The organism is Embleya scabrispora, from assembly GCF_002024165.1.
In the GTDB taxonomy this organism is placed as follows: Bacteria; Actinomycetota; Actinomycetes; order Streptomycetales; family Streptomycetaceae; genus Embleya; species Embleya scabrispora_A.
In genome coordinates, this window is record NZ_MWQN01000001.1 from 1,067,642 (window position 1) to 1,091,705 (window position 24,064).

The 24,064-nt window shown below is 71.1% G+C and carries 26 protein-coding genes; 12 read left to right on the plus strand and 14 right to left on the minus strand.

Annotation, left to right across the window (positions count from 1 at the left end):
* The first annotated feature begins 107 nt into the window (after positions 1–107).
* The 3 genes from pruA to B4N89_RS04780 all read left to right on the plus strand — a co-directional run bounded on the left by pruA (position 108) and on the right by B4N89_RS04780 (position 3,010).
* Entirely contained in the window at positions 108–1,736 is a 1,629-nt protein-coding gene (pruA, locus tag B4N89_RS04770) for an L-glutamate gamma-semialdehyde dehydrogenase (RefSeq protein WP_078974606.1), read from the plus strand.
* A 31-nt stretch (positions 1,737–1,767) separates the two neighbouring features.
* Positions 1,768–2,697, plus strand: coding sequence for a proline dehydrogenase family protein (locus tag B4N89_RS04775; protein ID WP_078974607.1), 930 nt, complete (start codon positions 1,768–1,770; stop codon positions 2,695–2,697).
* Between the two features lie 130 nt (positions 2,698–2,827).
* A complete protein-coding gene (locus B4N89_RS04780) occupies positions 2,828–3,010 on the plus strand; it encodes a hypothetical protein (RefSeq protein ID WP_078974608.1) in 183 nt (60 codons plus the stop codon).
* Between the two features lie 83 nt (positions 3,011–3,093).
* Here B4N89_RS04780 and B4N89_RS48860 read toward each other — a convergent pair whose 3' ends face one another.
* Positions 3,094–3,306: a hypothetical protein gene (locus tag B4N89_RS48860; RefSeq protein ID WP_143657840.1), complete on the minus strand. Its 213-nt coding sequence runs from the start codon at positions 3,304–3,306 to the stop codon at positions 3,094–3,096.
* Between the two features lie 15 nt (positions 3,307–3,321).
* On the opposite strand from B4N89_RS48860, the gene B4N89_RS48865 reads away from it, so the two are divergent.
* Positions 3,322–3,525, plus strand: a complete 204-nt coding sequence (locus tag B4N89_RS48865; RefSeq protein ID WP_143657841.1) for a hypothetical protein — start codon at positions 3,322–3,324, stop codon at positions 3,523–3,525.
* 272 nt (positions 3,526–3,797) lie between these two features.
* On the opposite strand, the gene B4N89_RS04790 is transcribed toward B4N89_RS48865, so the two are convergent.
* Complete coding sequence (locus tag B4N89_RS04790; RefSeq protein WP_078974610.1) at positions 3,798–3,977, minus strand: hypothetical protein; 180 nt, start codon at positions 3,975–3,977, stop codon at positions 3,798–3,800.
* Between the two features lie 212 nt (positions 3,978–4,189).
* Here B4N89_RS04790 and B4N89_RS04795 point away from each other — a divergent pair, with 212 nt between their 5' ends.
* The gene (locus B4N89_RS04795) at positions 4,190–4,996 is read left to right on the plus strand and encodes a helix-turn-helix domain-containing protein (protein WP_161500620.1); all 807 of its coding nucleotides are present in this window, start codon (positions 4,190–4,192) and stop codon (positions 4,994–4,996) included.
* A complete protein-coding gene (locus B4N89_RS04800) occupies positions 4,993–5,181 on the plus strand; it encodes a DUF397 domain-containing protein (RefSeq protein WP_078974612.1) in 189 nt (62 codons plus the stop codon). The genes B4N89_RS04795 and B4N89_RS04800 overlap by 4 nt, the downstream gene beginning before the upstream one ends.
* 95 nt (positions 5,182–5,276) lie before the next feature.
* On the opposite strand, the gene B4N89_RS04805 is transcribed toward B4N89_RS04800, so the two are convergent.
* On the minus strand, positions 5,277–6,476 hold the full coding sequence (locus tag B4N89_RS04805; RefSeq protein ID WP_078974613.1) for an MFS transporter: 1,200 nt from the start codon (positions 6,474–6,476) through the stop codon (positions 5,277–5,279).
* Between the two features lie 177 nt (positions 6,477–6,653).
* Between B4N89_RS04805 and B4N89_RS04810 the strand changes: the two genes are divergently transcribed.
* Positions 6,654–6,986, plus strand: coding sequence for an ArsR/SmtB family transcription factor (locus B4N89_RS04810; protein ID WP_078974614.1), 333 nt, complete (start codon positions 6,654–6,656; stop codon positions 6,984–6,986).
* A 177-nt stretch (positions 6,987–7,163) separates the two neighbouring features.
* Here B4N89_RS04810 and B4N89_RS04815 read toward each other — a convergent pair whose 3' ends face one another.
* The 7 genes from B4N89_RS04815 to B4N89_RS04845 form a co-directional block, all read right to left on the minus strand.
* Positions 7,164–8,303, minus strand: coding sequence for a sensor histidine kinase (locus B4N89_RS04815; RefSeq protein WP_161500621.1), 1,140 nt, complete (start codon positions 8,301–8,303; stop codon positions 7,164–7,166).
* A 155-nt stretch (positions 8,304–8,458) separates the two neighbouring features.
* Complete coding sequence (locus B4N89_RS04820) at positions 8,459–9,064, minus strand: response regulator transcription factor (protein ID WP_078974616.1); 606 nt, start codon at positions 9,062–9,064, stop codon at positions 8,459–8,461.
* Between the two features lie 34 nt (positions 9,065–9,098).
* Positions 9,099–10,811: an MDR family MFS transporter gene (locus tag B4N89_RS04825; RefSeq protein WP_078974617.1), complete on the minus strand. Its 1,713-nt coding sequence runs from the start codon at positions 10,809–10,811 to the stop codon at positions 9,099–9,101.
* A 255-nt stretch (positions 10,812–11,066) separates the two neighbouring features.
* Complete coding sequence (locus B4N89_RS04830) at positions 11,067–12,230, minus strand: acyl-CoA dehydrogenase family protein (RefSeq protein ID WP_201260784.1); 1,164 nt, start codon at positions 12,228–12,230, stop codon at positions 11,067–11,069.
* A 114-nt stretch (positions 12,231–12,344) separates the two neighbouring features.
* Positions 12,345–13,373: a hydroxymethylglutaryl-CoA lyase gene (locus B4N89_RS04835; RefSeq protein WP_078974618.1), complete on the minus strand. Its 1,029-nt coding sequence runs from the start codon at positions 13,371–13,373 to the stop codon at positions 12,345–12,347.
* Positions 13,370–15,367, minus strand: coding sequence for a biotin carboxylase N-terminal domain-containing protein (locus B4N89_RS04840; RefSeq protein WP_078974619.1), 1,998 nt, complete (start codon positions 15,365–15,367; stop codon positions 13,370–13,372). The genes B4N89_RS04835 and B4N89_RS04840 overlap by 4 nt, the downstream gene beginning before the upstream one ends.
* 12 nt (positions 15,368–15,379) lie before the next feature.
* The gene (locus B4N89_RS04845; RefSeq protein WP_078974620.1) at positions 15,380–16,984 is read right to left on the minus strand and encodes a carboxyl transferase domain-containing protein; all 1,605 of its coding nucleotides are present in this window, start codon (positions 16,982–16,984) and stop codon (positions 15,380–15,382) included.
* Between the two features lie 77 nt (positions 16,985–17,061).
* Here B4N89_RS04845 and B4N89_RS04850 point away from each other — a divergent pair, with 77 nt between their 5' ends.
* Positions 17,062–17,622: a TetR/AcrR family transcriptional regulator gene (locus B4N89_RS04850; protein WP_078974621.1), complete on the plus strand. Its 561-nt coding sequence runs from the start codon at positions 17,062–17,064 to the stop codon at positions 17,620–17,622.
* Between the two features lie 171 nt (positions 17,623–17,793).
* On the opposite strand, the gene B4N89_RS04855 is transcribed toward B4N89_RS04850, so the two are convergent.
* A complete protein-coding gene (locus B4N89_RS04855) occupies positions 17,794–18,489 on the minus strand; it encodes a DUF4352 domain-containing protein (RefSeq protein WP_143657842.1) in 696 nt (231 codons plus the stop codon).
* A 208-nt stretch (positions 18,490–18,697) separates the two neighbouring features.
* Here B4N89_RS04855 and B4N89_RS04860 point away from each other — a divergent pair, with 208 nt between their 5' ends.
* Complete coding sequence (locus B4N89_RS04860) at positions 18,698–19,069, plus strand: hypothetical protein (protein ID WP_078974623.1); 372 nt, start codon at positions 18,698–18,700, stop codon at positions 19,067–19,069.
* Between the two features lie 37 nt (positions 19,070–19,106).
* Complete coding sequence (locus B4N89_RS50625; protein WP_201260785.1) at positions 19,107–19,259, plus strand: hypothetical protein; 153 nt, start codon at positions 19,107–19,109, stop codon at positions 19,257–19,259.
* Between the two features lie 347 nt (positions 19,260–19,606).
* On the opposite strand, the gene B4N89_RS04865 is transcribed toward B4N89_RS50625, so the two are convergent.
* Together B4N89_RS04865 and B4N89_RS04870 are read right to left on the minus strand one after the other, a co-directional pair.
* Positions 19,607–20,266 (minus strand): alpha-ketoglutarate-dependent dioxygenase AlkB family protein, encoded by a 660-nt coding sequence (locus B4N89_RS04865; protein ID WP_078974624.1) that lies wholly within the window; start codon positions 20,264–20,266, stop codon positions 19,607–19,609.
* Positions 20,267–20,294: 28 nt separating this feature from the next.
* On the minus strand, positions 20,295–21,131 hold the full coding sequence (locus B4N89_RS04870; protein ID WP_235618469.1) for an enoyl-CoA hydratase family protein: 837 nt from the start codon (positions 21,129–21,131) through the stop codon (positions 20,295–20,297).
* 375 nt (positions 21,132–21,506) lie between these two features.
* On the opposite strand from B4N89_RS04870, the gene B4N89_RS04875 reads away from it, so the two are divergent.
* On the plus strand, positions 21,507–22,238 hold the full coding sequence (locus tag B4N89_RS04875; protein ID WP_078979118.1) for a response regulator transcription factor: 732 nt from the start codon (positions 21,507–21,509) through the stop codon (positions 22,236–22,238).
* Positions 22,238–23,647, plus strand: a complete 1,410-nt coding sequence (locus tag B4N89_RS04880) for a sensor histidine kinase (RefSeq protein ID WP_078974625.1) — start codon at positions 22,238–22,240, stop codon at positions 23,645–23,647. The genes B4N89_RS04875 and B4N89_RS04880 overlap by 1 nt, the downstream gene beginning before the upstream one ends.
* 69 nt (positions 23,648–23,716) lie before the next feature.
* On the opposite strand, the gene B4N89_RS04885 is transcribed toward B4N89_RS04880, so the two are convergent.
* Entirely contained in the window at positions 23,717–24,025 is a 309-nt protein-coding gene (locus B4N89_RS04885; RefSeq protein ID WP_078974626.1) for an antibiotic biosynthesis monooxygenase family protein, read from the minus strand.
* Between the last annotated feature and the right edge of the window lie 39 nt (positions 24,026–24,064).

Consider the following 24,064-nt stretch of genomic DNA (forward strand, 5'->3'; position numbering starts at 1 on the left):
ACCGATCGGATAAACACCCGACGGCGGTCGCGGCCTACCGTTGAGCGCGAGATCCGTGTCCGCACACGGCCGCACACCGCCGCAGATCACCGAACAGGAGCGCCGTCTTGGACGCTGTGACCCAGGTTCCCGCCCCGGTCAACGAGCCGGTACACGACTACGCCCCCGGCACGCCCGCGCGGGCGCGCCTCGAAGCGAAGCTCGCGGAACTGGCCGCGGCCCCGATCGACCTCCCCATGACCATCGGCGGCAAGCGGCGCATGGGCGCCGGCAAGCGCGAGGACGTGGTCCAGCCGCACAACCACAGCGCGCGCCTGGGCACCTTCGCGCACGCGGACACCGCCGACGCGCAGGACGCCGTCGACGCGGCCCTCGCCGCCGCGCCGGCCTGGCGGGACCTGTCCTTCGACGACCGCGCGGCGATCTTCCTCAAGGCCGCCGACCTGCTCGCCGGCCCGTGGCGCGAGACGCTGGCCGCGGCGACCATGCTGGGCCAGGGCAAGAACGCCCAGCAGGCGGAGATCGACTCCTCGTGCGAGCTGATCGACTTCTGGCGCTTCAACGTGCACTTCGCCCGCCGTGCGCTGGCCGAACAGCCGATCAGCAGCCCGGGCGTGTGGAACCGCACCGACCACCGGCCGCTCGAAGGCTTCGTCTACGCGATCACCCCGTTCAACTTCACCGCCATCGCGGGCAACCTGCCCACCGCGCCCGCCCTGATGGGCAACGTCGTGGTCTGGAAGCCGTCGCCGACGCAGACCTTCTCGGCCGTACTGCTGATGGAACTGCTCGAAGAGGCCGGGCTGCCCCCGGGCGTGATCAACCTGGTCACCGGCGACGGGATCGCGGTCTCCGAGGTGGCGCTGCGCCACCCGGACCTGGCGGGCATCCACTTCACCGGCTCCACCGCCACCTTCCAGCACCTGTGGCGCACGGTCGGCGAGAACATCGCGAACTACCGCACCTACCCGAGGATCGTCGGCGAGACCGGCGGCAAGGACTTCGTGGTCGCCCACCCCAGCGCCGACCCCGACGTGCTGCGCACCGCCCTCGTTCGCGGCGCGTTCGAGTACCAGGGCCAGAAGTGCTCGGCCGCCTCGCGCGCCTACATCCCGCGCTCGCTGTGGGAGTCCGACTTCAAGGCCGACTTCCTGGCCACCGTCGACGGCCTGTCGATGGGCGACCCGACCGACCTGAGCCACTTCCTGGGCGCGGTGATCGACGAGCGCGCGTTCGCCAAGAACAAGGGCGCGATCGACCGGGCGCACGCCGACGAGACGGTGGAGGTCGCGGCCGGCGGGACCTACGACGACAGTGTCGGCTGGTTCGTCCGCCCGACCGTGCTGGTCTCCGCGAACGCCGACCACGAGATCTTCAAGGACGAGTACTTCGGCCCGATCCTGGCCGTGCACGTGTACGAGGACGACGCCTACGACATGATGCTGGCCCAGATGGAGTCGGTCTCCGCGTACGGCCTGACCGGCGCGATCATCGCCCGGGACCGCGAGGTCATCGCGCACACCGCGCACGTGTTGCGGTTCGCGGCGGGCAACTTCTACATCAACGACCGACCCACCGGCGCGGTCGTGGGGCAGCAGCCGTTCGGCGGCGGGCGCGCGTCGGGCACCAACGACAAGGCCGGCGCGATGCAGAACCTCACCCGCTGGATCAGCTCACGCTCGATCAAGGAGACGTTCGTCCCGGCGACGGACCACCGCTACCCGCACATGGGCTGACCCCACCCCACCGGTACATCGGGAGAAGAAGATGCTCCGCAGCCCCATCCTCGCGGCGGCCCGCTCGCCGCGGACCCGCTCCCTGGTCGAGCACCTGCCGCCGACCCGGGCCATCGTGGACCGCTTCGTCGCGGGCGACGTGCTCGACGACGCCGTCCGGGTCACCCGCGAACTCGTCGGGACCGGGCGCAAGGTGACGCTCGATCACCTCGGCGAGGACACCACCGACCGCGCGCAGGCGGACGCCACGGTGGACGCGTACGACGCGCTGCTCGACACGCTCGGCGAGACCGGCCTGGCCCGCGACGCCGAAGTGTCGGTCAAGCTGTCCGCGGTGGGCCAGTTCCTGCCCGGCATCGGCGAGCGGACCGCGCTGGAGAACGCCCGGCGGATCTGTACCGCCGCCGCGCGGGTGGGCACCACGGTCACCCTGGACATGGAGGACCACACCACGACCGACTCGACCCTGGGCATCCTGCGCGAATTGCGCGTGGACTTCCCGTGGGTGGGCGCGGTGCTCCAGGCCTACCTGCGGCGCACCGAGCAGGACTGCCGGGACCTGGCCTACGAGGGCTCGCGGGTGCGGTTGTGCAAGGGCGCCTATCAGGAGCCGGAGTCGGTCGCGTTCCAGGACAAGGGCGACGTGGACCGGTCCTACGTGCGCTGCCTGCGGATCCTGATGGAGGGCAAGGGCTACCCGATGGTGGCCTCGCACGACCCGCGCCTGATCGCCATCGCGAGGCACCTGGCGGATCGGGCGGAGCGGGCGCCCGGCAGCTTCGAGTTCCAGATGCTCTACGGCATCCGCCCCGAGGAGCAGACCCGGATCGTCGAACAGGGCGATCTGATGCGGATCTACCTTCCCTACGGCGCCGAATGGTACGGCTACTTCATGCGCCGACTCGCCGAACGCCCCGCCAATCTGACCTTCTTCCTGCGCGCGATGGCCACGAAGAGCTAGGCAGGGCAGGGCAGTTCGCATGGGCGCCGGACGGGAGCGGTTTCTCCCGTCCGGCGCCCGCTGTCGTTTCGGTGCGTGCTCGGCATGATCGGTGTGATCGGCGTGCGGGGCACGCTGACAGCATGGGCTCATGAACGCAATGGACTTCGGCGACTTCACGGTGCGCCGCGCGAAGGAGTCGGACGCGGGCGCGTTGGCCGGGATCGACGTGATCGCGAGCGCGGGTGACGCCGAGCGGCGGGCGAACATCGCCCGAACTGTTCCACCTCTGCGGTCGGCCGCAGGTCGGACCGACGCATCCATGACCTTGTGAGCCGTGAGCCGACGCGGGCGGCGTGGGACGGACCTGGCTCTCGCCGTCCGGCCCTGCCGAGGAACGCGCCTGTCTCGTCGGGGTCAGACGGGTCGGGTCATCGGGCCTTCGCGGTACATCTCGGCGGCGAGCGCGGTGGTGATCCTGTCGCCGAGGGCGCCGTACGCGTATTCGACCATCCACCGGTCACCGTCGTGCCAGATGCGGGTGATGGTGCCGAGGTGGTGACGTCGTTCGTGGTGGTCGACCTTGCGCCAGAGGTGTTCGCCGACGGCCCATGGGGGTGTGCCGGTCATGATTTCTCCTCGGGTGTGGAATGGGACGACGGGGGCGAGGGCGGGTGCTTCGGCACGCGCACGGTGCGCGATCATCCGCACGTAGCCCGGGGAGAACCCGGTGGCGCGAGCGATGGTCTCCGTCGATATGCCGAATCGGTGCGCATCGGCAACGGCGGCCCGCAGCACATCCCCGGCGGCGCGACAGCAGCGGCGGTGGGCACGCTGCCGGCGCAGTGAGGTGGTGGCGGGGTCGGGCCACTGACCCTGAAGGCGGCCACGGTGCGGGCGGTTGCGGTGAGGCGGGCGAGAAACGGCGGATACACGAAGCTGCTTTCGGCGATGGGTCGGCGGGCGGTTCCACTGGGCCTTGTCCGGCCGGGCGTGCGGGGGTCTTCAGGCGCCCGGCCGGACAAGGGATCAAGCCCCCGGCCCCGCGGTCGCGCCGGTGGCCGCAGGGCCGGGGGTGCCGCCCGCAGGAAACAGTCGGAGCGGGCGGCGTCGGGCGTGGCTCAGCCGCCCGAGTCCAATCCGCGCCCGACCGACGGCGCCGGGAGGGTCCGCATCGGATACATCCGCGACTCATGCACCAGAGCGGTCGGTTCCGCCCGCGTGACGTCCAGGGGTTCACGACCGGGCGTGGTGATCCGGATCAGACGAACCTCGTCACCGGACGGGGTCACGGCGGTCATGTGGGCCTCCGCCGCACGTGAGGGTGTCAGCGCCGCAATCGGGTGGCGAATTTCTGTCATGGCCACGAGCTTGCCGCCAAGCATCTACGGTGGCCAGTAATTGTGCATGCACAGTGCGTATACGCCCGCCCCACGCAGTCATGCAGCACACGTACACGTTCGTACAGCCAAGACCCTCGCCCGTACCGGCCCGTACTCCGGAGGCGCAAGTAGTGGACGGAAGACCCAACCCGGCCGCAAAGATGTTCGGCGCTCAGCTGCGTCACCTGCGCAGGAGGGCAGGACTCGACCCCGCCCAGCTCGGCGCCGCAATCGGCAACAGCCGGTTCACCATCGAGTCTTGGGAGCGCGGAGTCCGTACTCCCCACCCGGACACCATCCGGACGCTCGACGAACTTCTCAACGCCGACGACATGTTGACCGCCGTCATCGAGCAACTTGCGAGCCCGCTGTTCCCGGGCCAGTTCGCCGAGTACGCGGAACTGGAAGTCAGTTGTGTCAGTCTCTATTCCTATAACGCGCTCGCCATTCCCGGCCTGCTGCAAACCGAGGATTACGCGCGTGCCGTCATCGGTGCCAGTGTTCCTCCGTTGGACGACGAGGATGTCGAACGGCTGGTCGCCGCTCGCATCGAACGACAGGTTCTCCTGACCCGCAAGCCGCAGCCGGTGGTGAGCTTCGTCATCGAGGAGATTGCGATCCGGAGGCCGATCGGCGGAAAACCCGTGCTTCGAGAGCAGTTGAAGCACATCGCCGAAGTGGCCGACATGCGCAATGTGACGATCCAGGTGATGCCCATCGACGTCGTCGAGCACAGCGGGCTCGAAGGCCCGATGATTCTGATCCGGACGTACGACGGGCGTGATCTGGTCTACATCGAAGGGCAGGTCGGCGGCGTATGGGCAACAGACGCCACGCAGGCTGCCATCATCGCGCAGCGGCATGGAAGGATCCAGACGCAGGCCCTTCGGGCAGCGGAGTCGATCGAACTCATCGAACGGATCACGGGAGACCTATGACCAGGGAGCGCATCGCCACGGGGACGTGGCGGAAGAGTAGCTACAGCGGAAACCAAGGTGGTGACTGTGTCGAGGTCGCGCCGTTGACCGGCGCTGTCGGCGTTCGCGACAGCAAGGTCGGTGAATCGCCGATCGTCCGGACCCGCGCTGAAGCATGGGCCGCGTTCCTCGACTCGCATCGCTGAGCGACCCGCGTCCGCCCCGCCTTGGATCGACCGGTGGCGGGGCGGGTGGTCCTCGACAGCGCGTCCTCACCTGGGCTCGACCGGCCCACGGCCCCTCAGATGGTGGCCCGGTGCTCGTCCCGTGGCGGTGTCGCGGGAGCGAGGGCGCGGGCCGAGGCCCGGGTGCGGCGTACGGCTGCCAGGTGGTGGAGCAGCGTGGCGGCGGTGAGGATGGCTGCCGGGTAGCCGAGTCGGGGCGGCGTGAGGGCGGGCCACTGTTGGGCCAGGCCGCCGAGGGCGCCGCCCAACGCGATTCCGGTGTAGATGGCGCAGGAGTTGAGGCCCAGGAGTACCGGTGCGGCCGTGGGGTGCAGGGCGATCAGACGGTGTTGTTGGGGGACGACGATGATGCCGACCGCCCCGCCCCAGATCACGGCCCACACCATTGCCCCGGCCAGGGTTTGTACCGCGATGGGCGTCAGGGCCAGGACGACCGTGCCCAGCGCGAGTGCGACGGTGAGAACTCGCGTGGGGTCACGGCGGTCCACCAGGCGGCCGGCTGTGAGGTTGCCGGCCAGGGTGCCGGTGCCCCAGGCCGTCAGGATCAGGGTCAGCCGAGCGTCGGAGCCGTTGGTGGCGGCGTCCAGTGCGGGTGCGATGTATGTGTAGAGCGTGTACGAGGCCAGGAACGTCATCGCCGTGATCGCCAGCAGGCTCAGCACACGACGCTGCCGCAGCGGGCGCAGGCGGTCGGCCAGTGACGCCGCCGGCAGGACCACCTTCGGCACGCCGAGCGCCACACCGACCGCGGCGAGCAGGCCGAGTCCGGCTACGGCCCACAGGGTGATGCGCCAGTCGGTGCGGCCGATCAACGTTCCCAGCGGCAGCCCGACGGCGGTGGCGAGGGTCAGGCCGCCGAGGACGAACGCCAGTGCCCGGCCTCGGCGTTCGGGCTCGACGATGGCGGCGGCCGTACTGGACGCGGTCGAGGTGATCGTGCCGGCACCGATCGCGGTGAGGACGCGGGCGGCCATGACCACCTCGTAGCCGGTGCCGACCGCGGTGAGGGCGTTGCCGGCGACGAACACGCCGAGTGCGACGAGCAGGGCCATACGTCGGTCCAGCGCCCCCGCCACCGCCGCCATGACGGGTGCCGACGCGGCGAGGACCAGGGCGAAGACCGTGACCAACTGCCCGGCGGCGGGCGTGGAGACGTCCAGATCGTCGGCGATGGACGGGAGCAGACCGGCGATGACGTAGCTGTCGGTGCCGACGGCGAAGGTCGCCAGGGCCAATGGCGCGAGTCGTTTGAACATGGGGCGGCGCTGCCTTCCGGTGCGGTGCGGCGGATCGCAAGAACTGACGAGTCGGCAGCGTAGGCAACACATGGATGCTTGTCCATGTATCAATGTGTCGGATAGGCTCGACCCGACGCGATGAGCGGCAGGGGCAGCGTCGGCGGCAGCGAGAGCGGCACGAGCAGGAGGCGGACGATGCGCGAGGTGTCACAGCCGACTCGGGAGGCCATCCGGCTCGTGGACGTGTTGCGGGCGCTCGGCGATCCCGTGCGGCTCGAACTCGTGCAGCGGCTCGACCGTACGGGCCCGGACAACTGCTCTGCGGCCGGCGAGGAACTCGACGTCCACCAGACGACGTTGTCCCACCACTACCGGGTGCTGCGCGAAGCCGGCGTCACCTGGACGACCATCGAAGGCCGGACCCGGCTGGTCCGGGTGCGCCGCGACGACCTGGACAATCTCTTCCCCGGGCTCCTCGACTCCGTCCTGGCCGGAGCACGCCGAAGCCGGCCGACGCCCGACCACTGACCCGCGACCGGAGGGCCGATCCGGGTGGACCGGGTGGACCGGCCCTCCGGTCCACCACGTCGTCGAGTTCCAGGCCGGCGTACAGGCCACGCTGAACGGCTCCGTCAAGGGCGAGGACGAGCCGGAGGGGCGCCACCGAGGCGGTGGGCGCCGGGTCGTCGGTCGAGCCGTCGAGCGTCAGGCCGCCGCCGGCGGGCGCGCGGGCCGGTTCTCCACCTCGGCCCGCAGCAGGAAGCCGCCCGTGCGTACCCGGCCCGTCGTGAGATTCCCCCCGACCGCGCGCAGCCGCTCGGCCAGGCCCAACAGGCCGTAGCCGCCACCCGCTTCCGCCGCCCAGGCGTCCTTGGCGAAGATCCGCCCGTTGCCGTCGTCCTCGACTTCCAGCCACGTCTCGCCGAACCGCACCTCGCACCGCCGGGCCCGGCTGTGCTTGATCACGTTGGTCACCCCTTCGCGGAGCACATGGGCGAACACGTCGCGCAGTTCGAAACGCACCACGTCGCCCGTCCCGGGCACGGTCGCGGAGATCCCGGCGGCGCGCAGCGCCAGTGCGGCGTTCGCCAACTCGTCGTCCAGGGACACCGACCGCGTGTCGAAGATCGTGCTGCGGATCTCCCGCATCGCCTTGCGGGACAGTTCCTCGATGTCCCGGACCTCCGTTCGTACGGAGTCCCGGTCCACGTCGCTCTCCAGCATCCTGCGCGCGACGCCCCCCTTGAGCGCGATCGTGGCCACCGTGTGTCCCAGCACGTCGTGCAGATCCCTGGCCAGCCGATTCCGCTCGTCCACCACCGACTGGTGGGCAATGACCGCCCGGGCGGCGCTCAACTGCGAGACGACCCGGGCGAGCAGGAACAACGACGAGAACGACAACGTCAGCAGCACCAGCAGCCAGGTCCCGTCCCAGTCGACCCGGCCGTCGACCACCCGGGTGGCGATCACCTGGGCCGACGCGACCCCGAGCCCGACCAATCGGCTCGCCCGGGCCGGCAGCAGCACGACCGCCGCCACGATCGCGTAGGCGAGGTGGACCAGCATCGTGACATCTCCCGTGACGACCGGCAGGGCCGAACCCACCACGAGGAGCCAGCCGACCATCAGGGAACGCCGCCACCGCGATTGCCGCTGCCCGACGTGTGTGACGACCAGGAAGCTCCCCGCGTAGAGCACGAGATCCGCGACCAGCAGCGGCCGGCGCAGCCCCGCCGATCTCCCCCCGTCCATGTGCACGGTGACGAGCGGCACCAGGACGATGAGGAGCACCACCAAAACGTGCCCCCGCAGCCGGGCCGGTCCGGACTGCTGCCACGCTCCCACGCCCTGTCCCTCGACGGGCCACTGCCGAGGTCCGAAGCGCGTCGATTCGACGTTCACAAGCCGGCCTTCCGGAAGCGCATGTCCATGATGCGTGTGACGAGCCATTGTGCTCCCACCCCCACTCGCCTCTCCCACGTCGCCGTCGGCGCCGCGCCTCAGAGCCAGCCGTATCCCTCCGCGATGCGGGCCGCCTCGGCACGGGTCCTGGCCGTGGTCTTGGCCATCGCGGACGAGACGTGGTTGCGCACGGTCCCCTCGGACAGGTGCAGCACCTGTGCGATGTCGGTGATCGTGCCGCCGTCGAGGGCCTGGGCGAGTACCTGCCGTTCCCGACCCGTGAGCGGGCTGGTGCCCGAGTGCCGGGCCTCCGACGCGAGGCCGGGGTCGATGACCCGCAGCCCCGCCGCGGCCCGGCGCACCGCGTCGACGAGGTGTTCGGGCGGCGCGTCCTTGACGACGAACCCGACCGCGCCCGCCGCCATGGCCCGGGTCAGGTATCCGGGACGGCCGAACGTCGTGCACACGACGACCTTGCAGGACGGCAGCAGCTCGCCGAGTTCGGCCGCCGCGGTCAGGCCGTCCTTGCCGGGCATCTGCACGTCCATCAGCGCCACGTCCGGACGGGTACGCAGCGCGGCGGGGCCGACCTCGTCCCCGCTGCCGACCTCGGCGACGACCTCGATGTCCGACTCCAGACGGAGCATCGAGACGAGTGCACCACGCACCAGGGCCTGATCGTCGGCCAGCAGAACCCTGATCACGCGAGTACTCCTCCAACGGTCCGGGCGGCCGGGCTCAGCGTACTGGCCGGGACACGGGCGCCGTCCCGGACAGCGCCTCGGGGTTCGGGGCCATTCGCGAACCGGCCGCGGGGGCGGCTTCGCACCGAGCCCCGTCCGTCCCGGCTCCGGCGTTCTCCGGCTCACCGCCCTCGGCGGCCTTCGCGTTGGTGTCTCGCAGCGGCACCTCACGAATCAACCAGGCGGCCGCGATGGTGAGGACTCCGATCACCGCGCCGCCGATCGCGACCGCGTGCAGCCCGCTGGTCATCCCGTCGGCGAAGGCGTCCCGTACCGGCGCGGGCAGCGCACGCAACCGCTCCGGGGTCAGGTTGTCGTCCACCGGCGCACCGCCTCCGCCGGATGCTCCGAGCCGGTCCGCGATCGTGTCCTCGACGGAACGGGTGAACAGCACACCGAGCAGCGCCACACCCAGCGAGGCGCCGATGAGCCGGGCCAGCGTGTTCGCGCCGTTCGCCGCGCCCATGTCGCGCACTTCCACGCTGTTCATGGTGATCACCACCGTGTTCTGGACCAGGCATCCCACGCCCAGCCCGATGACGGCGGTGAGCAGGGAGCCGACCAGGGTGTTCGTGCCGGACTCCAGGATCAGCAGGAGCAACATTCCGACCGTGATCAGCGCGCCGCCGAGGATCGGGAAGATCCGGTACCTGCCCCGCTTGGCGACGATGATCGCGGCGACGACCATCATGTCCACCATGCCCAGCATCATCGGCAGGAGCAGCAGGCCGCCCTTCGTCGACGAGGCATCCCGGGCGAACTGGGTGTACTGCGGCAGGAAGTTGGTCGCCGTGAACATGGCGGCGCCGCTGAGGAAGGCGAGCAGTTGGGCGATGACGAAGTTCCGGTCGCGGAACATGCGCGGCGGCATCAGCGGCTCGTCCACCCGCCGCTGGACGTACCCGAAGGCGACCGGCGCCACGAGCGAGACGAGCGCGAGGCCGACGATTTGGAACGAGCCCCACGCGTACTCCGTGCCGGCCCAACTCGTCAGCAGGTTCAGCGCCACGATGCCGACGGTCAGCAGCCCGGTGCCGACATAGTCGATCTTCGCTCGGGCGGTCGGGGTCGCGGTGTGGATGAACAGGCCGGTGAGGATCAGGGCCACGATCCCGATGGGCACGTTGACGTAGAACACCCAGCGCCAGTCGAAGTGATCGGTGAGGAAACCGCCGATCAGCGGGCCGCCCACGAAGGCGGCCGGCATCATCACCGCCATCATGCCCTGGATCTTGCCGCTCTGCCGGGGCGGCACCAGCTCGCCGATGATCGCCATGGCCCCGACCATCAGCCCACCGCCGCCCAGCCCTTGCAGGGCTCGGAAGCCGATGAGCTGGGCCATGTCCTGCGCCGCTCCGGAGAGGATCGACCCGGCGAGGAAGAGGGTGATCGACACCATGAAGACCCGCTTGCGGCCGTACAGGTCGCCGAGCTTGCCCCAGATCGCCGTGGATGCCGCGGTGGCGAGCAGATAGGCCGTGATCACCCAGGAGAGGTGATCCAGACCGCCCAGATCACCGACGATGGTGGGCAGTGAGGTGGCGATGATCAGGCTGTCGAGCATGGCGAGGAACATGCCGAGCATCAGCCCGCTGATGCCCACCCGGAAGAAGCGCCCGAGCACGGCGTCGTCTCCGCCGGCCGCGTCGGCCGCGTCGGCCGCGTTGGACGGCCCCCGACTTTGCTCCACTGTTTCCGTCTCCGGCATCTGCTCATTCCTCTCCGAGCGTGCTGACCCTCCCCACCACCGGGCGTGCGACGGCCGGGGGACGCGCCCCGACCCTGTGGCGCGCTTGGGATCAGCGTGGTGCTCGGATCTCGGCGATGCCCACGACGTTTGTCACCGGTGTGCCGGCCGCCGACGCGGGGCGGGCGCGGACGTCCCGCGTCGGCGGGTCGGGCACGACGAACGCCCCGCCGCGGGTCACGGCGGGGCGTTCGTCGGATCGAACGGGCGGTCGGTTCAGCGGGGCAGGCCCAACTCCCTCGCGATCAGCATGCGCTGGACCTCGCTGGTGCCCTCGCCGATCTCCAGGATCTTGGCGTCGCGCCAGAAGCGGGCCACCGGGAACTCGTTCATGAAGCCGTAGCCGCCGTGGATCTGGGTGGCGTCGCGGGCGTTGTCCACCGCGCTCTCCGAGCTGTACAGCTTGGCCAGCGCGGCCTCCTTCTTGAAGCCCTCGCCGTGCACGAGCAGCGAGGCCGCGTGCCGCCAGCCCAACCGCGAGTTGTGCGCCCGCAGTTCCATGTCGGCGAGCTTGAACGCGATCGCCTGGTTGGCCCCGATCGGCCGGCCGAACGCCTCGCGCTCACCGGCATAGCGCACCGACTCGTCCACGCAGCCCTGGGCCAACCCCGTGGCCAGCGCCGCGATGGCGACCCGGCCCTCGTCCAGGATGGACAGGAACTGGGCGTAGCCGCGCCCGCGTTCGCCGAGCAGGTTCTCCGCCGGGACGCGCACGTCGGTGAACGACAACTCGCGGGTGTCCGAGCAGTTCCAGCCGACCTTGGAGTAGGGCGGTGCGACGGTGAAGCCCTTCGTGCCCGCCGGCACGATGATCGTGCTGATCTCCTTGCCGCCGCCGCCCTTGGTACCGGTGACCGCGGTGACCGTGACGAAGCCGGTGATGTCGGTGCCCGAGTTGGTGATGAAGCACTTGCCTCCGTTGATCACCCACTCCCCCGTCGCCTCGTCCAGACGGGCCGTGGTGCGGGTGGCGCCCGCGTCGGACCCGCCGCCGGGCTCGGTCAGGCCGAAGGCGCCCAGCATCTCGCCGCTGGTCAGCTTGGGCAGCCAGGTCTGCTTCTGCTCCTCGGTGCCGAAGCGGTAGATGGGCATCGCGCCCAGCGAGACGGCCGCCTCCAGGGTGATCGCCACGGAGGAGTCGACGCGGGCCAACTCCTCCAGGACCAGGCCGAGCGCGAGGTAGTCGCCGCCCATGCCGCCGTACTCCTCCGGGAACGGCAGGCCGAACAGGCCCATCCGGCCCATCTCGCGGATGATCGTGTACGGGAACTCGTGCTTCTCGTACAGGTCGCCGATCGCGGGCGCGATCACGTCCTTGGCGAACTCGGCGACGGTGCGACGCAGTTGTTCGTATTCCTCGTCGAGGCGATGGTCCAGCATGATCCGGGCTCCCGGGTTCGGTGGCGGGGGACGGACCGGGCCGCTCGTGGCGGCGCCGGTGCGTCAGTGATGGTTCGGTCGGCTGCCGGGCGGGCGGTTGCCGGGCGGTTGCGGCTACGCGCCCGGGCCTGCGGCGGAGGTGGTGGCGGGGTCGGTGGTCGGGTCGGCGAGCACGAGGCCGTGCGCGTCCATCCGCTTGCCGATCAGCGCCTGGACCGCGCGCGAGGGGCTGGGCCGGCCGAGCAGGTCGGCCATCCAGGCGCTGGTGGCCACCAGTGCGCCGAGGTCCACGCCGGTCTCGATGCCGAGGCCGTGCAGCATCCACACCAGGTCCTCGGTGGCGAGGTTGCCGGTCGCGCTCTCCGCGTACGGGCAACCGCCCAGGCCGCCCGCCGAGGCGTCCACGGTGGTCACCCCGAAGCGCAGCGCGGCCAGGGTGTTGGCCAGTGCCTGGCCGTAGCTGTCGTGGAAGTGCACGGCGATGCGCGACGCCGGCACGCCCGCCTCGGCGAACGCGGCCAGCAGCGCGGTGACGTGTCCGGGGGTGGCCACGCCGATCGTGTCGCCCAGGCTGAGCTGCGAACAGCCCATGTCCACCAGGGCCTTGCCGACGCGCACCACCTGGTCGAGCGGGACGGGCCCCTCCCACGGGTCGCCCCAGCACATGGACAGGTAGCCGCGTGTGTCGATCCCGGCGGCGCCGGCCCGCTCGACCACGGGGGCGAACATGGCCAACGACTCGGCCACCGTGCGGTTGAGGTTGCGCCGGGCGAAGGTCTCGGTGGCGCTGCCGAAGACCGCGATGCGGTCGGCGCCCAGCTCGACGGCGCGGTCGAAGCCGCGGTCGTTGGGCACCAGGACCGGCAGCCGGCGATCGGCGGCGGTGATCTCGGCGTCGGCCCGTACCGCCGCGAACACCTCCCCCGCGTCGGCGAGTTGGGGAACCCACTTGGGCGGTACGAAGCTGGTCACCTCGATCGTGCCCAGGCCCGCGCGGGCCAGCCGGCGGACGAACTCGATCTTGGCCTCGGTGGGTACCACGCCGGACTCGTTCTGGAGTCCGTCACGGGCGCCCACCTCGTGGATGAACACCCGCTCCGGCAGCCCGGGTTCGGGGCGCACATCGGGCAGTCGACGCGTCATCGCCCCGCCGCCTCTCCGTCGGTCCCGCCGGCTTCGGCCTCATTCGCCGCCGCGTCCGGCTCCACCACCGCCAGCGTCTGGTCCATCGCCACCGACGCGCCGACCACCGCGCCCAGTTCGGCGACCACACCGGCGAACGGCGCGGTCAACGCGTGTTCCATCTTCATCGCCTCCACCACGACCACGGTCTGTCCGCGGGCGACCCGGTCACCGACGGCGGCCTTGACCACCGTCACCGTGCCCGGCATCGGCGAGGTCAGCGCACCGGTGTGGGCCGCACCGCCCGCCGCCTCGGCCCGCACGGTGTCCACCTCGCTCACCCGCCAGGTGTCCGGTCCGTAGGCGAGCCAGCGCACGCCCGACGACTCGGCGGCGTAGTCGAAGCGCCGGGTCAGCCCGTCGTACGCGACCGAAAGCCCGCCCGGCACCGCCGAGACCGAAGCCGACACCGCCGGTCCGCCGTCGACCGAGACCTCGCCGTCGCGCACCCGCACCTCGATCGGCTCGCCCGGCCCGATCCGCAACACGTGCGTGTCCCAGGCCGGTCCGCCCACCCGCCAGCCGGTCTGCGCCGCGAACGGGTCCGCCCAACCGTCGGCCGGCACCCGCTCGGCGCGGGCCGCGAGGGCCGCGGCCACCGCCACCTCCGGCGGCGCCGGATGCCCGGTCAGCTCATCCGTCCTGGCCTCCACAAGGCCGGTGTCCAGGTCGCCCGCGAGCACCGCCGAATCGCCCAGCAGGCGGTACAGGAAGCCGAGGTTGGTGGTCACGCCCAACACGCGGGTCTGGGCGAGTGCCGCCCGCAGTCGGCTGATCGCCGTCGCGCGGTCGTCGCCGTAGGCGATCACCTTGGCCAGCATCGGGTCGTACGAACTGCCGACCTCGCCGCCCTCGCGCAGCCCGGAGTCGACCCGGACGCCGTCGAGTTCCGGCTCACACACCGTCAACACTCGGCCGCCCGTGGGCAAAAAGCCCCGATCGGGGTCCTCGGCGTAGATCCGCGCCTCGACCGCGTGCCCGTGCATCGACACGTCCGACTTGCCGATCGCGGCACCTGCGGCGATGCGCAGTTGGCTCTCCACCAGGTCGACGCGGGTGACCAGTTCGGTCACCGGGTGCTCGACCTGGAGGCGGGTGTTCATCTCCATGAAGTAGAACGAGCCGGGATCCTCCGACGGCACGATGAACTCGATCGTGCCGGCGCCCACGTATCCGCAGGCCCGGGCGGCCCGTACGGCGGCGGCGCCCATCGCGGCCCGGGTGTCGGCGTCGAGCAGCGCCGACGGCGCCTCCTCGATGATCTTCTGGTGCCGGCGCTGCAGGCTGCACTCGCGTTCGCCCAGGTGTACGACCGTGCCGTGGGTGTCCGCGAGCACCTGGATCTCGATGTGCCGGGGGCGGTCGATCCAGCGCTCGATCAGCAGCGTGTCGTCGCCGAAGGCGCCCTTGGCCTGGCGCCGGGCCGCGGCGATCTCGTCGGCGAGCAGCGCGCCGTCGTGCACCAGGCGCATGCCCTTGCCGCCGCCGCCCGCCGACGGCTTGATCAGCACCGGGAAGCCGATCTCCCGGGCGATGTCGGCGAGTTCGGCGTCGGTCATGCCCGCCGCGCCGCCGCCGGGAACCACCGGGACGCCGTAGGCGGCGACCGTCTCCTTGGCCCGGATCTTGTCGCCCATCAACTCGATCACCCCCGCCGGCGGCCCGACGAAGACCAGCCCGGCGCGTGCCACGGCGGCGGCGAACGCGGCGTTCTCGGACAGGAATCCGTAACCGGGGTGAACCGCTCGGGCCCCGGCGCGCACGGCGGCCGCGACCACCGCGTCCACGTCCAGGTAGCTCGGCACCTCGACCGCGGCATCGGCCTCGCGCACGTGCCGCGCGGCGGCGTCGCCCGGCCCGTACACGGTGATCGCGCGCACGCCCAGGCGGCGCAGCGTGCGGATCACCCGGACCGCGATCTCGCCTCGGTTGGCGACCAGTACTGCGTCGAACACGTCGTGACCCCTCTACATCCGGAACAGACCGAAGCGCGGCTCGGCCAGCGGCGCGTTGGCGCACGCCGTCAGGGCCAGGCCCAACACGGTGCGGGTGTCGAGGGGGTCGATGATCCCGTCGTCCCACAGGCGTGCGGTCGCGTAATAGGCGTTGCCCTGCCGCTCGTACTGCTCGCGGATCGGCTGCTTGAACTCTTCCTCGCCGTCCCAGCTCTCGCCGCGCGCCTCGATCTGGTCGCGCTTGACGGTGGCGAGCACGGTGGCGGCCTGTTCGCCGCCCATCACCGAGATCTTGGCGGTGGGCCACATCCACAGGAAGCGCGGACTGTAGGCGCGCCCGCACATCGAGTAGTTGCCCGCGCCGTGCGAACCGCCGATCACCACGGTCAGCTTGGGCACGCGGGTGGTGGCCACCGCGGTGACCATCTTGGCGCCGTGCTTGGCGATGCCGCCGTGCTCGTAGTCCTTGCCGACCATGAAGCCGGTGATGTTCTGCAGGAACAGCAGTGGGATGCCGCGCTGGTCGCACAGTTCGATGAAGTGCGCGCCCTTGACCGCGGATTCGGCGAACAGGATGCCGTTGTTGGCCACGATGCCCACCGGGTGGCCGTGGATCCGGGCGAAGCCGGTGACCAGGGTGGTGCCGTATTCGCCCTTGAACTCGTGGAAGCGCGAGCCGTCGACGATGCGGGCGATCACCTCGCGCACGTCGTAGGGGGTGCGCGCGTCGGGCGGCACGACCCCGTACAGCCCGGCCGGGTCGACGGCGGGCGGCTCCACTTCGCGTACGTCCCAGGGCAGTTGCGGCCGGGCGCCGAGGGTGCCGACGATGTCGCGGACGATCCGCAGCGCGTCCTTGTCGTCGGCCGCGAGGTGGTCGACGACGCCGGAGATGCGCGCGTGTACGTCGCCGCCGCCCAGTTCCTCGGCGCTGACCACCTCGCCGGTGGCGGCCTTCACCAGCGGCGGGCCGCCGAGGAAGATGGTGCCCTGGTCACGCACGATCACCGTCTCGTCGCTCATGGCCGGCACGTACGCGCCGCCGGCGGTGCACGAGCCGAGCACGGCGGAGATCTGGGGGATGCCCCGGGCGCTCATCTGCGCCTGGTTGTAGAAGATGCGCCCGAAGTGGTCCCGGTCCGGGAAGACCTCGTCCTGCATGGGCAGGAACGCGCCGCCGGAGTCGACCAGGTACAGGCACGGGAGTCGGTTCTCCAGCGCGATCTCCTGGGCCCGCAGGTGCTTCTTGACCGTCATCGGGTAGTAGGTGCCGCCCTTGACCGTCGCGTCGTTGGCCGCGATCACGCACTCGCGACCGGCGACCCGGCCCACGCCCGCGATGATCCCGGCGGCCGGCGCGTCGCCGCCGTACATCCCGTCGGCGGCCAGCGGCGCGATCTCCAGGAACGGCGTGCCGGGGTCCAACAGGGTTTCCACCCGGTCGCGCGGGAGCAGTTTGCCCCGCGCGGTATGCCGCTCCCGGGCCCGTTCGCCGCCGCCCAACGCCGTGGCCGCCAACCGGGCGCGCAGTTCGCCGACCGCGCGTTCGTGGGCGTCCGCGTTGGCCCGGAACGCCTGGGACCCCGGGTCGGCGGCTGTGCCGAGCACGTTTTCCATGACACCGCCTCGAGTTAACCTTCGTTCACCTGCCCCCGAGGTTAACCACGGTTAATCCGAGTGTCTAGCATGGACACATGACCGTGAGCCGTCGAGACCAGATCCTGCAGGTGGCCGCCCGGCTGTTCGCCGAGCGCGGCTATCACAGCGTGGGCATGGACGACATCGGCGCGGCGGTGGGCATCAGCGGCCCCGCGCTGTACAAACACTTCCGGGGCAAGGAGGCGATGCTCACCGAGCTGCTGGTCGACATCAGCGAGCAGCTGCTGGCCCGGGGCGAGCTGCGGGCGTCGATCGAGGACCCGACGCAGGCGCTGTCGGCGCTGATCGAGGGCCAGGTCGAGTTCGCGCTGCGCCACCCGGACCTGATCACGCTGCACGACCACGCGCTCAACCAGGTCCCCACGGCCGAGCGACACCGCATCCGCCGCGTCCAGCGCGCCTACGTGGAACTCTGGGTCGAGGTCGCGATGAAGGCCCACCCCAACCGCTTGGACGACCGAGAGGCCAGAGCCGCAGTACACGCCGCCTTCGGCTTGATCAACTCCACCCCCCACACCCTACGCACCCCCCAACGCATCCTGGCCCCCATGCTGACCCGAATGACCCTGGCAGCGTTGGCAGCAGCAACGGCGTAGCCTGCCGCGCGACCGCACTCCCGGCCCGCGACCTTCGACCGGACCGGTGGCGACAAGCCGTCGACTGCGATACCGGGAGGACGGCCGAGGCCCCCGCGCGCTCGGGTCGCGGGGGCCTCGGGTGTCGCGAGTGCTGCGAGTGCTGCGAGTTGTCGTGAGCGTCGGAGAGGGTCAGACGTTCCACTGACCGGTGTTGGTGGACATCATGCTGATCTGCAACTGGATCGTCGTGATCTTCGAGTCGGTGGGGACCTCGTAGGTGACGAATCCGAGTCGGCTGCCACCGGGCGGGATGCTCACGCTCGACGGGAACGCGGGGCCGGCGCTGGTCTCACTGTAGGTGCTGCTGAACTGCTGACCGTCGGCGTCGATCAGATGAGAGCCGTAGTTCGGCGTGTCGGTGATCGGCTGGTCACCGCTGTTGACGATCTTCCACTGAACCGCGACGTACCGATTACCCGCTTTGGGCTTGAGGTATTGGTTCGACGACGCGGCCGGATCGACGAGCTTCACCAGGGTGACGTCGACCGGGACGCCCTTGGTGTTCGTCAGGCTGAGCGTGTCGCCGACCTTGGCGGCGGGCGGCGCACTCGGCTTGGCCGAGGTGGGCGCGGTTGTGGCCTGGCCGGCCGGGGCGGCAACCGTCGGCGACACGGCCCCGCCGGGCGGCTCGGTGACTGACTTGTCGATGATCGTCGGGTTGTTCGCCTTGGTGACGACTTTGTCGTCGCGTCCGTTGCAGGCAGCGAGCGCGAGCGTGCAGCCGACGGCCAGGACGACGCCGATGGTACGAGTGTGCATGATCCCCCCACAGTTCTGGTCCCGGGAGGCTACGCCCGGCCGCAACGACGGCGTGGCCGCATTCACACACTCGTGACGTACAGTTCGCGCCGGCCGGAATACTCACGCAACCCGTTCACCCCATCCCAGAAGTCGGCTCACGCGTATGCCCCAACTGCGGCACCCCACTTCGCGCCGGGTGCGCGGCTTTCACTTCGACGAATGGCCTCACCGACGAGCCGAACCCGAGGCACACTGAACGTAGCCGGGCCGTGACGCACACCGAAGGATGCCTATGGACGAGCACACCGACGAGCACGCGAGCCAGGACGACGGGCCCGAACCGGACGGGCGGGTGTTCCGGACGTGGCTGGGTGATGAGCTGATCGAGATCCCGGCCACGATCGCAGGCATCCGCGAGGCCCTTCCGGCGGAGCAGCGCGACGAGTTCACCAAGGTAATCGAGGACACCCCTGCGCGGGACATGCCCCTGATCATGAACCGGTGGTCACGTCGCACCCGCCCGGAGATCGATGCGGCCACCCGACGCGAGATGGACAGGATCGAAGGGCTCGCCCTCGACGCCGAGGCGGACCTGATCATGGGGGAGGATCTGAATGTCGTACAGGATCGCTTTCAGTCCCGAGTGCGAAAGGGCGGTACGTGACCTGTCCTCACGGCAGCGCGCCGACCTAGACCGAGGGATGGCCGCTGTCGCGAACGACCCCTACGGGTGCGGCAGTTCGCAGACGTACCACAAGGACCGGCGCGAGGTGACCTGTGGATCGGTCATCGCCGAGTACATAGTGAGCGCGGGCGTTCTCACCATCACCGTGGTACGGGTGCAAGGGATCTGACGCACAGCGCAAGGAGGCCCGAGCCCACGCAGGGGTCGGGGATTCCGGTACGCACCTACGAGCGCAACTTGTGCCAGGGCGGGGTTCGGAGCCGCCACAAGCCGGGTGAGCGCCGAGGCGTGCGCGGCCGTCCACGCGAACGGCGGCACCCCAAGGTGCGCACCGCGACGCCGGCCCCGGCCGCACCCTTGGTGTAGGCCGATACGGGGTTGACCGGGACCCCTGTGGTGATCACGACGCCCGGCGCGTCCTGCCGCAGGATGGACGGGTTCGTGCGGCGCGACAGCATGAGCAACTCAGCCGTCCTCCCCCGGTCTCCTTCGCCTCCCACTTCTCGCGCCCCTCCCCTATCGGCCCGTCCTCCGCCCCATCGCCCGAATCGTGATGTTGAGTCGCCCGCTCGCCAGGCCCGTCGCCGGGTCGCCCGTGCTCGGGCGGATTCTCGGCACGCCGTGGTATGCGAGTCGGGATGGGCCGCCGAAGACGATCAGGTCGCCGCTGTACAGCTCTACGTCCGTCCATGGGCGGGTGCGGGTCTCGGTGTTGCCGAAGCGGAAGACGCATCTGTCGCCGATGCTCAGCGATACCACCGGGGCCGGCGACTCCTCGTCCGCGTCGCGATGCAGGCCCATGCTCGCGCCGGCGTCGTAGTGGTTGACCAGGCCGATGTCGTACGGGTCGGACGGGACCGACCCGTACACCTCGACGACCGCCCGCCGGGCCAACGCGCCGAGCAGTGCCGGGAACGGCTTGACCGGCGTACCGTCCGGCAGGAACTCGCTGTAGTGGTACGGCTCCCAGTGCAGCCCGAGGCACACGCTGCGCACGCTCATCACCCCGCCCGAAGGCATCACGGTATGCCGCATGCCGGCCGGCGGCGCGGCCCACGATCGCGCCGCCGCCACCAACTCCCGCTGCTCGTCCAGGGACAGCCAATCCGGTACGTGCCAGGCCCCGGGCGCGAGTTCGACCCGCTCCCGGGGCACGGGGAAGAGTTCGTCGGTCACGTCGTGGCAACTCCCCGTCGGTCCTTGCTCATCCGGTGCCGCCCTCGCTCACCCACTTCGGCGCCCGCTTCTCCCGAAACGCCGCCATCCCCTCCGTCGCGTCGGCCGAGGCGAACAGCTCGGCCGAGCGCCGGGCCAATGCCCGCCCGTCCCGGTCGAATCCGGCCTGGAGCGCGCCGATCGTCAACTTCTTCGACTCGACCAGCCCCTGCCGCGAGCACAGCCGGAACGACGCGACCAGCGCCGCCACCGCCTCGTCCGCACCCTCGGGGCCGTCCACCGCGCGGGTGAGCAGGCCGATCCGCTCCGCCTCGGCGCCGTCGAACACATCACCGGTGAGGTAGTACCGCGACACCGAGCGCGGGTCCATCCGCGGCGCGGTGGTCAGCGAGATAACCGCCGGGCTGAGCCCGAGTCGCGCCTCGGTGAACGCGAACGTGGCCTGTGCCGGCGCGATCGCCAGGTCCGCCGCGCCGACCAGGCCGATCCCGCCGGCGCGTGCGTTGCCGCGCAGGTGTGCGACCACCGGCACCGGCACCTCGACCACCAGTCGCAGCAGCGCGAGCAATTGCTCCGCGCCCTGGGCCATCCCCCCCGCCGCCGCCTCGCGCAGGTCCATGCCCGAACAGAACGTCGGCCCGGTGTGGGTGAGGACCACCGCCCGCACCCGCTCGTCCGCGCCCGCCTCGGCGAGGTGGTGGCGCAGCCGGGCGACCAGGCGCGCGGACAGCGCGTTGCGGTTGGCGGGCGAGTCGAGGGTGATGGTCGCGATGCCGTCGTCCAAGGTCATCCGGACCGGATCGTCGGTCGGGTGCGGGCGGTCGGGCTGGTCGTCCAGGCTCGTGCGTACCGGCTCGGGCTCCACGGTGTACCTCCGGGTTCGGGGCGATCGGCGCGGGGACTCGGGGGTGGCCCGGACCGCGCGCCCGGTGCCGCGTATGTTGCCGGTCGCGGCACCCGCGTGTGTCGTCGGCCCCCCGCTCGGTCGACCGAGGACACCACCTCGATCGGCACGCGCGAGGGACCGCCGCGATACCTCGATCCTCACACGCGGGGGTCGGCTTCGATCGAACCGCGTCGCATTCATGTTCCTTTCATGTCGAGCGCGCACATTGGCACGACACGCTTTGTACCGAGTCCACACGGAGGGTGTCCGCGTGCGACCGTGGGGCGACCCGGAGTAACCGGATCCCCCGGGATCCGCCGCCGAACGAAGGAGTCGCCCGCCATGACGCCCGCCATGACGCCCGCCGCCGACACCGGAACGCCGCCGCACATTCTCGTCGTGGACGACGAGCCCGCCGTCCGCGAGGCCCTCGAATCCAGCCTGCGCTTCGAGGGCTACCGGGTCACCCTCGCCGACGAGGGGGTGGCCGCGCTCACCGCGATCGCGGGCGACGAACCGGACCTGGTGCTGCTCGACGTGCTGATGCCCCGCATGGACGGGCTGACCGCGTGCCGTCGACTGCGCGCCCGGGGCGACACGCTCCCGGTACTGATGCTCACCGCGCGCGACGCGGTCGGCGACCGGGTCACCGGGCTCGACGCGGGCGCGGACGACTACCTGGTCAAGCCGTTCGAGCTGGACGAGCTGCTGGCCCGGGTACGCGCGCTGCTGCGCCGCAGCGCGATGGCCGGCACGCGCGAGGAGGCCCGGGACGACGCGCTCGCCTACGCCGATCTGCGGATGGACACCGCCTCGCGCGAGGTCACCCGCGCGGGCCGGACGATCGATCTGACCCGCACCGAGTACACCCTGCTCGAACTGTTGCTCACCCACCCGCGCCAGGTGCTGACCCGGGAGCAGATCCTGCACAACGTATGGGGGTTCGACTTCGAACCCGCGTCCAATTCGCTCGACGTGTACGTGATGTACCTGCGACGCAAGACCGAGGCCGGCGGCCTGCCCCGGCTCGTGCACACCGTTCGCGGCGTCGGCTACGTCCTGCGCACCGCGGAGGCGCCGTCCTGATGAGCCGTCACCTGCCGCTGCGCGCCCGCCTGGCGCTGCTCACCGCGCTCGCCGTCGCCCTCGCGGTCGCGGCGGCGGCGGTGACCTGCTGGGTGCTGACCCGCAATCAGCTGCGCGAACAGATGGACCGGACCCTGGCCACCACCGGGACACCGTTCCTGAATCCGCGCGGCGGCCAGGCGACGACCATCGCGGACATCTGCCTGCGTCCCGCGCCGCCGTTCCAGCGCGGCCTGTTGACGTATCAGGTGGTGCGCGGCGACGGCTGGTTCTGCACCCAGCAGGGCAGCAGCGCGGTGCCGGTCAGCCCGGTGCCGGTGACCGAGGACGACAAGGCGGTGGCGGCGAACACGTCGGGCACGAAGAAGGTGGTCTTCCACGACGCCACCACCAAGAGCGGGCAGCACGTGCGGGTGATGACGCAGCACGTCAGCCGGGACACCGCGGTGTCCGTGTCCCGGCCGCTCGACGAGATCGAAAGTTCGCTGGACAGCCTGGCCACGTGGCTCGTCGCGGTCAGCGCGATCGGCATCCTGGGCGCCGCCACGCTGGGCCTGCTGGTCGCCCGCGCCGCGCTGAGGCCGGTGGACCGGCTCACCGAGGCGGCCGAACACGTGGCCCGCACCGAGGACTTGGACACGGTGATCCCGGTCGCGGGCAAGGACGAGATCGCCCGCCTGGGGCGCTCGTTCAACGCGATGACGGCCTCGCTCCAGGCGTCCCGGCTGCGCCAGCAGCGACTGATCGCCGACGCGGGGCACGAACTGCGCACCCCGCTCACCTCGTTGCGGACCAACACCGACCTGCTGCTGCGCAGCGAACAGACCGGGCGCTCGATCCCGCCGGCCGACAAGGAACGCCTGCTGCACAACGTGAAGGCGCAACTGGTCGAACTCTCCGACCTGGTCGGCGATCTGCTGCTGCTGGCCCGGCCGGACCACGTGGAAGGCCGGCCGCCGGCCGAGGCCGCCGCGCTGCACACCGCGGTCGAACGCGCGGCGGAGCGGGCCCGGTTGCGGGCCCCCGACGCCCGGATCGTGGTGGACGTCAGCCCCTGGTACGTGCGCGGCGAACCGGCCGCGCTGGAGCGGGCGGTGGTCAACCTGCTGGACAACGCGCTCAAGTTCGGTGGCCCGGAGGGAGTCGTGACGGTCCGGCTCGCGGACGGCCGCCTGACCGTGCGCGACCACGGCCCGGGCATCGCCGCCGCCGACGCCCCCTACGTGTTCGAACGTTTCTGGCGCGCGCCCGCCGCCCGCGGCCTGCCCGGCTCCGGCCTGGGCCTGTCCATCGTCGCCCGCACGGTGGCCGACGGCGGCGGCACGGTGACCCTGGAACCGGCCGCCGACGGCCCGGGCACGATCGCCAGGATCCACCTGCCGGGCACCCGGGAGACGCCGCCGGGCTGACCCGGCCTGGACACACCGCGGCCCCCGCCCCAAGAAAACCGGGACGGGGGCCTCGGGCGACCAGGTGGCTCAGCGCTCGTCGGCCGGCGTCAGGTCGCTCTCGTAGTGCACGATCGTCGGCGGCACCGCGAAGAACTCGCCGACGATGCCGCGCCACTGGGGGAACAGTTCCGACTCGCGGAAGCCGACCGTGTGCGCCTCCAGCGTCTCCCAGCCGATCAGCAGCAGGTACGAGGTGGGCGACTCGATCTGGCGCACCAGCCGGGCCCAGCGGAATCCGGCCGACTTCGCGACCACCTCGCGCCCGCGCAGGAACGCGGCCTCGAATTCGGCCTCGCGGCCGGCGGTGACGGTGATGTCCGCGTGTTCGATGATCATGATGGCTCCCTGCGTCGTCGGATCGGGGTCCGGCTCGGA

Excerpts from the sequence above, each read along its gene's own strand:
- B4N89_RS04775 (WP_078974607.1), top strand. The coding sequence starts at position 1,768 with ATGCTCCGCAGCCCCATCCTCGCGGCGGCCCGCTCGCCGCGGACCCGC.
- B4N89_RS04780 (WP_078974608.1), top strand. The coding sequence starts at position 2,828 with ATGAACGCAATGGACTTCGGCGACTTCACGGTGCGCCGCGCGAAGGAG.
- B4N89_RS48860 (WP_143657840.1), bottom strand. The coding sequence starts at position 3,306 with ATGACCGGCACACCCCCATGGGCCGTCGGCGAACACCTCTGGCGCAAG.
- B4N89_RS04790 (WP_078974610.1), bottom strand. The coding sequence starts at position 3,977 with ATGACCGCCGTGACCCCGTCCGGTGACGAGGTTCGTCTGATCCGGATC.
- B4N89_RS04800 (WP_078974612.1), top strand. The coding sequence starts at position 4,993 with ATGACCAGGGAGCGCATCGCCACGGGGACGTGGCGGAAGAGTAGCTAC.
- B4N89_RS04805 (WP_078974613.1), bottom strand. The coding sequence starts at position 6,476 with ATGTTCAAACGACTCGCGCCATTGGCCCTGGCGACCTTCGCCGTCGGC.
- B4N89_RS04810 (WP_078974614.1), top strand. The coding sequence starts at position 6,654 with ATGCGCGAGGTGTCACAGCCGACTCGGGAGGCCATCCGGCTCGTGGAC.
- B4N89_RS04825 (WP_078974617.1), bottom strand. The coding sequence starts at position 10,811 with ATGCCGGAGACGGAAACAGTGGAGCAAAGTCGGGGGCCGTCCAACGCG.
- B4N89_RS04830 (WP_201260784.1), bottom strand. The coding sequence starts at position 12,230 with ATGCTGGACCATCGCCTCGACGAGGAATACGAACAACTGCGTCGCACC.
- B4N89_RS04835 (WP_078974618.1), bottom strand. The coding sequence starts at position 13,373 with ATGACGCGTCGACTGCCCGATGTGCGCCCCGAACCCGGGCTGCCGGAG.
- B4N89_RS04845 (WP_078974620.1), bottom strand. The coding sequence starts at position 16,984 with ATGGAAAACGTGCTCGGCACAGCCGCCGACCCGGGGTCCCAGGCGTTC.
- B4N89_RS04850 (WP_078974621.1), top strand. The coding sequence starts at position 17,062 with ATGACCGTGAGCCGTCGAGACCAGATCCTGCAGGTGGCCGCCCGGCTG.
- B4N89_RS04860 (WP_078974623.1), top strand. The coding sequence starts at position 18,698 with ATGGACGAGCACACCGACGAGCACGCGAGCCAGGACGACGGGCCCGAA.
- B4N89_RS50625 (WP_201260785.1), top strand. The coding sequence starts at position 19,107 with ATGGCCGCTGTCGCGAACGACCCCTACGGGTGCGGCAGTTCGCAGACG.
- B4N89_RS04875 (WP_078979118.1), top strand. The coding sequence starts at position 21,507 with ATGACGCCCGCCGCCGACACCGGAACGCCGCCGCACATTCTCGTCGTG.
- B4N89_RS04880 (WP_078974625.1), top strand. The coding sequence starts at position 22,238 with ATGAGCCGTCACCTGCCGCTGCGCGCCCGCCTGGCGCTGCTCACCGCG.
- B4N89_RS04885 (WP_078974626.1), bottom strand. The coding sequence starts at position 24,025 with ATGATCATCGAACACGCGGACATCACCGTCACCGCCGGCCGCGAGGCC.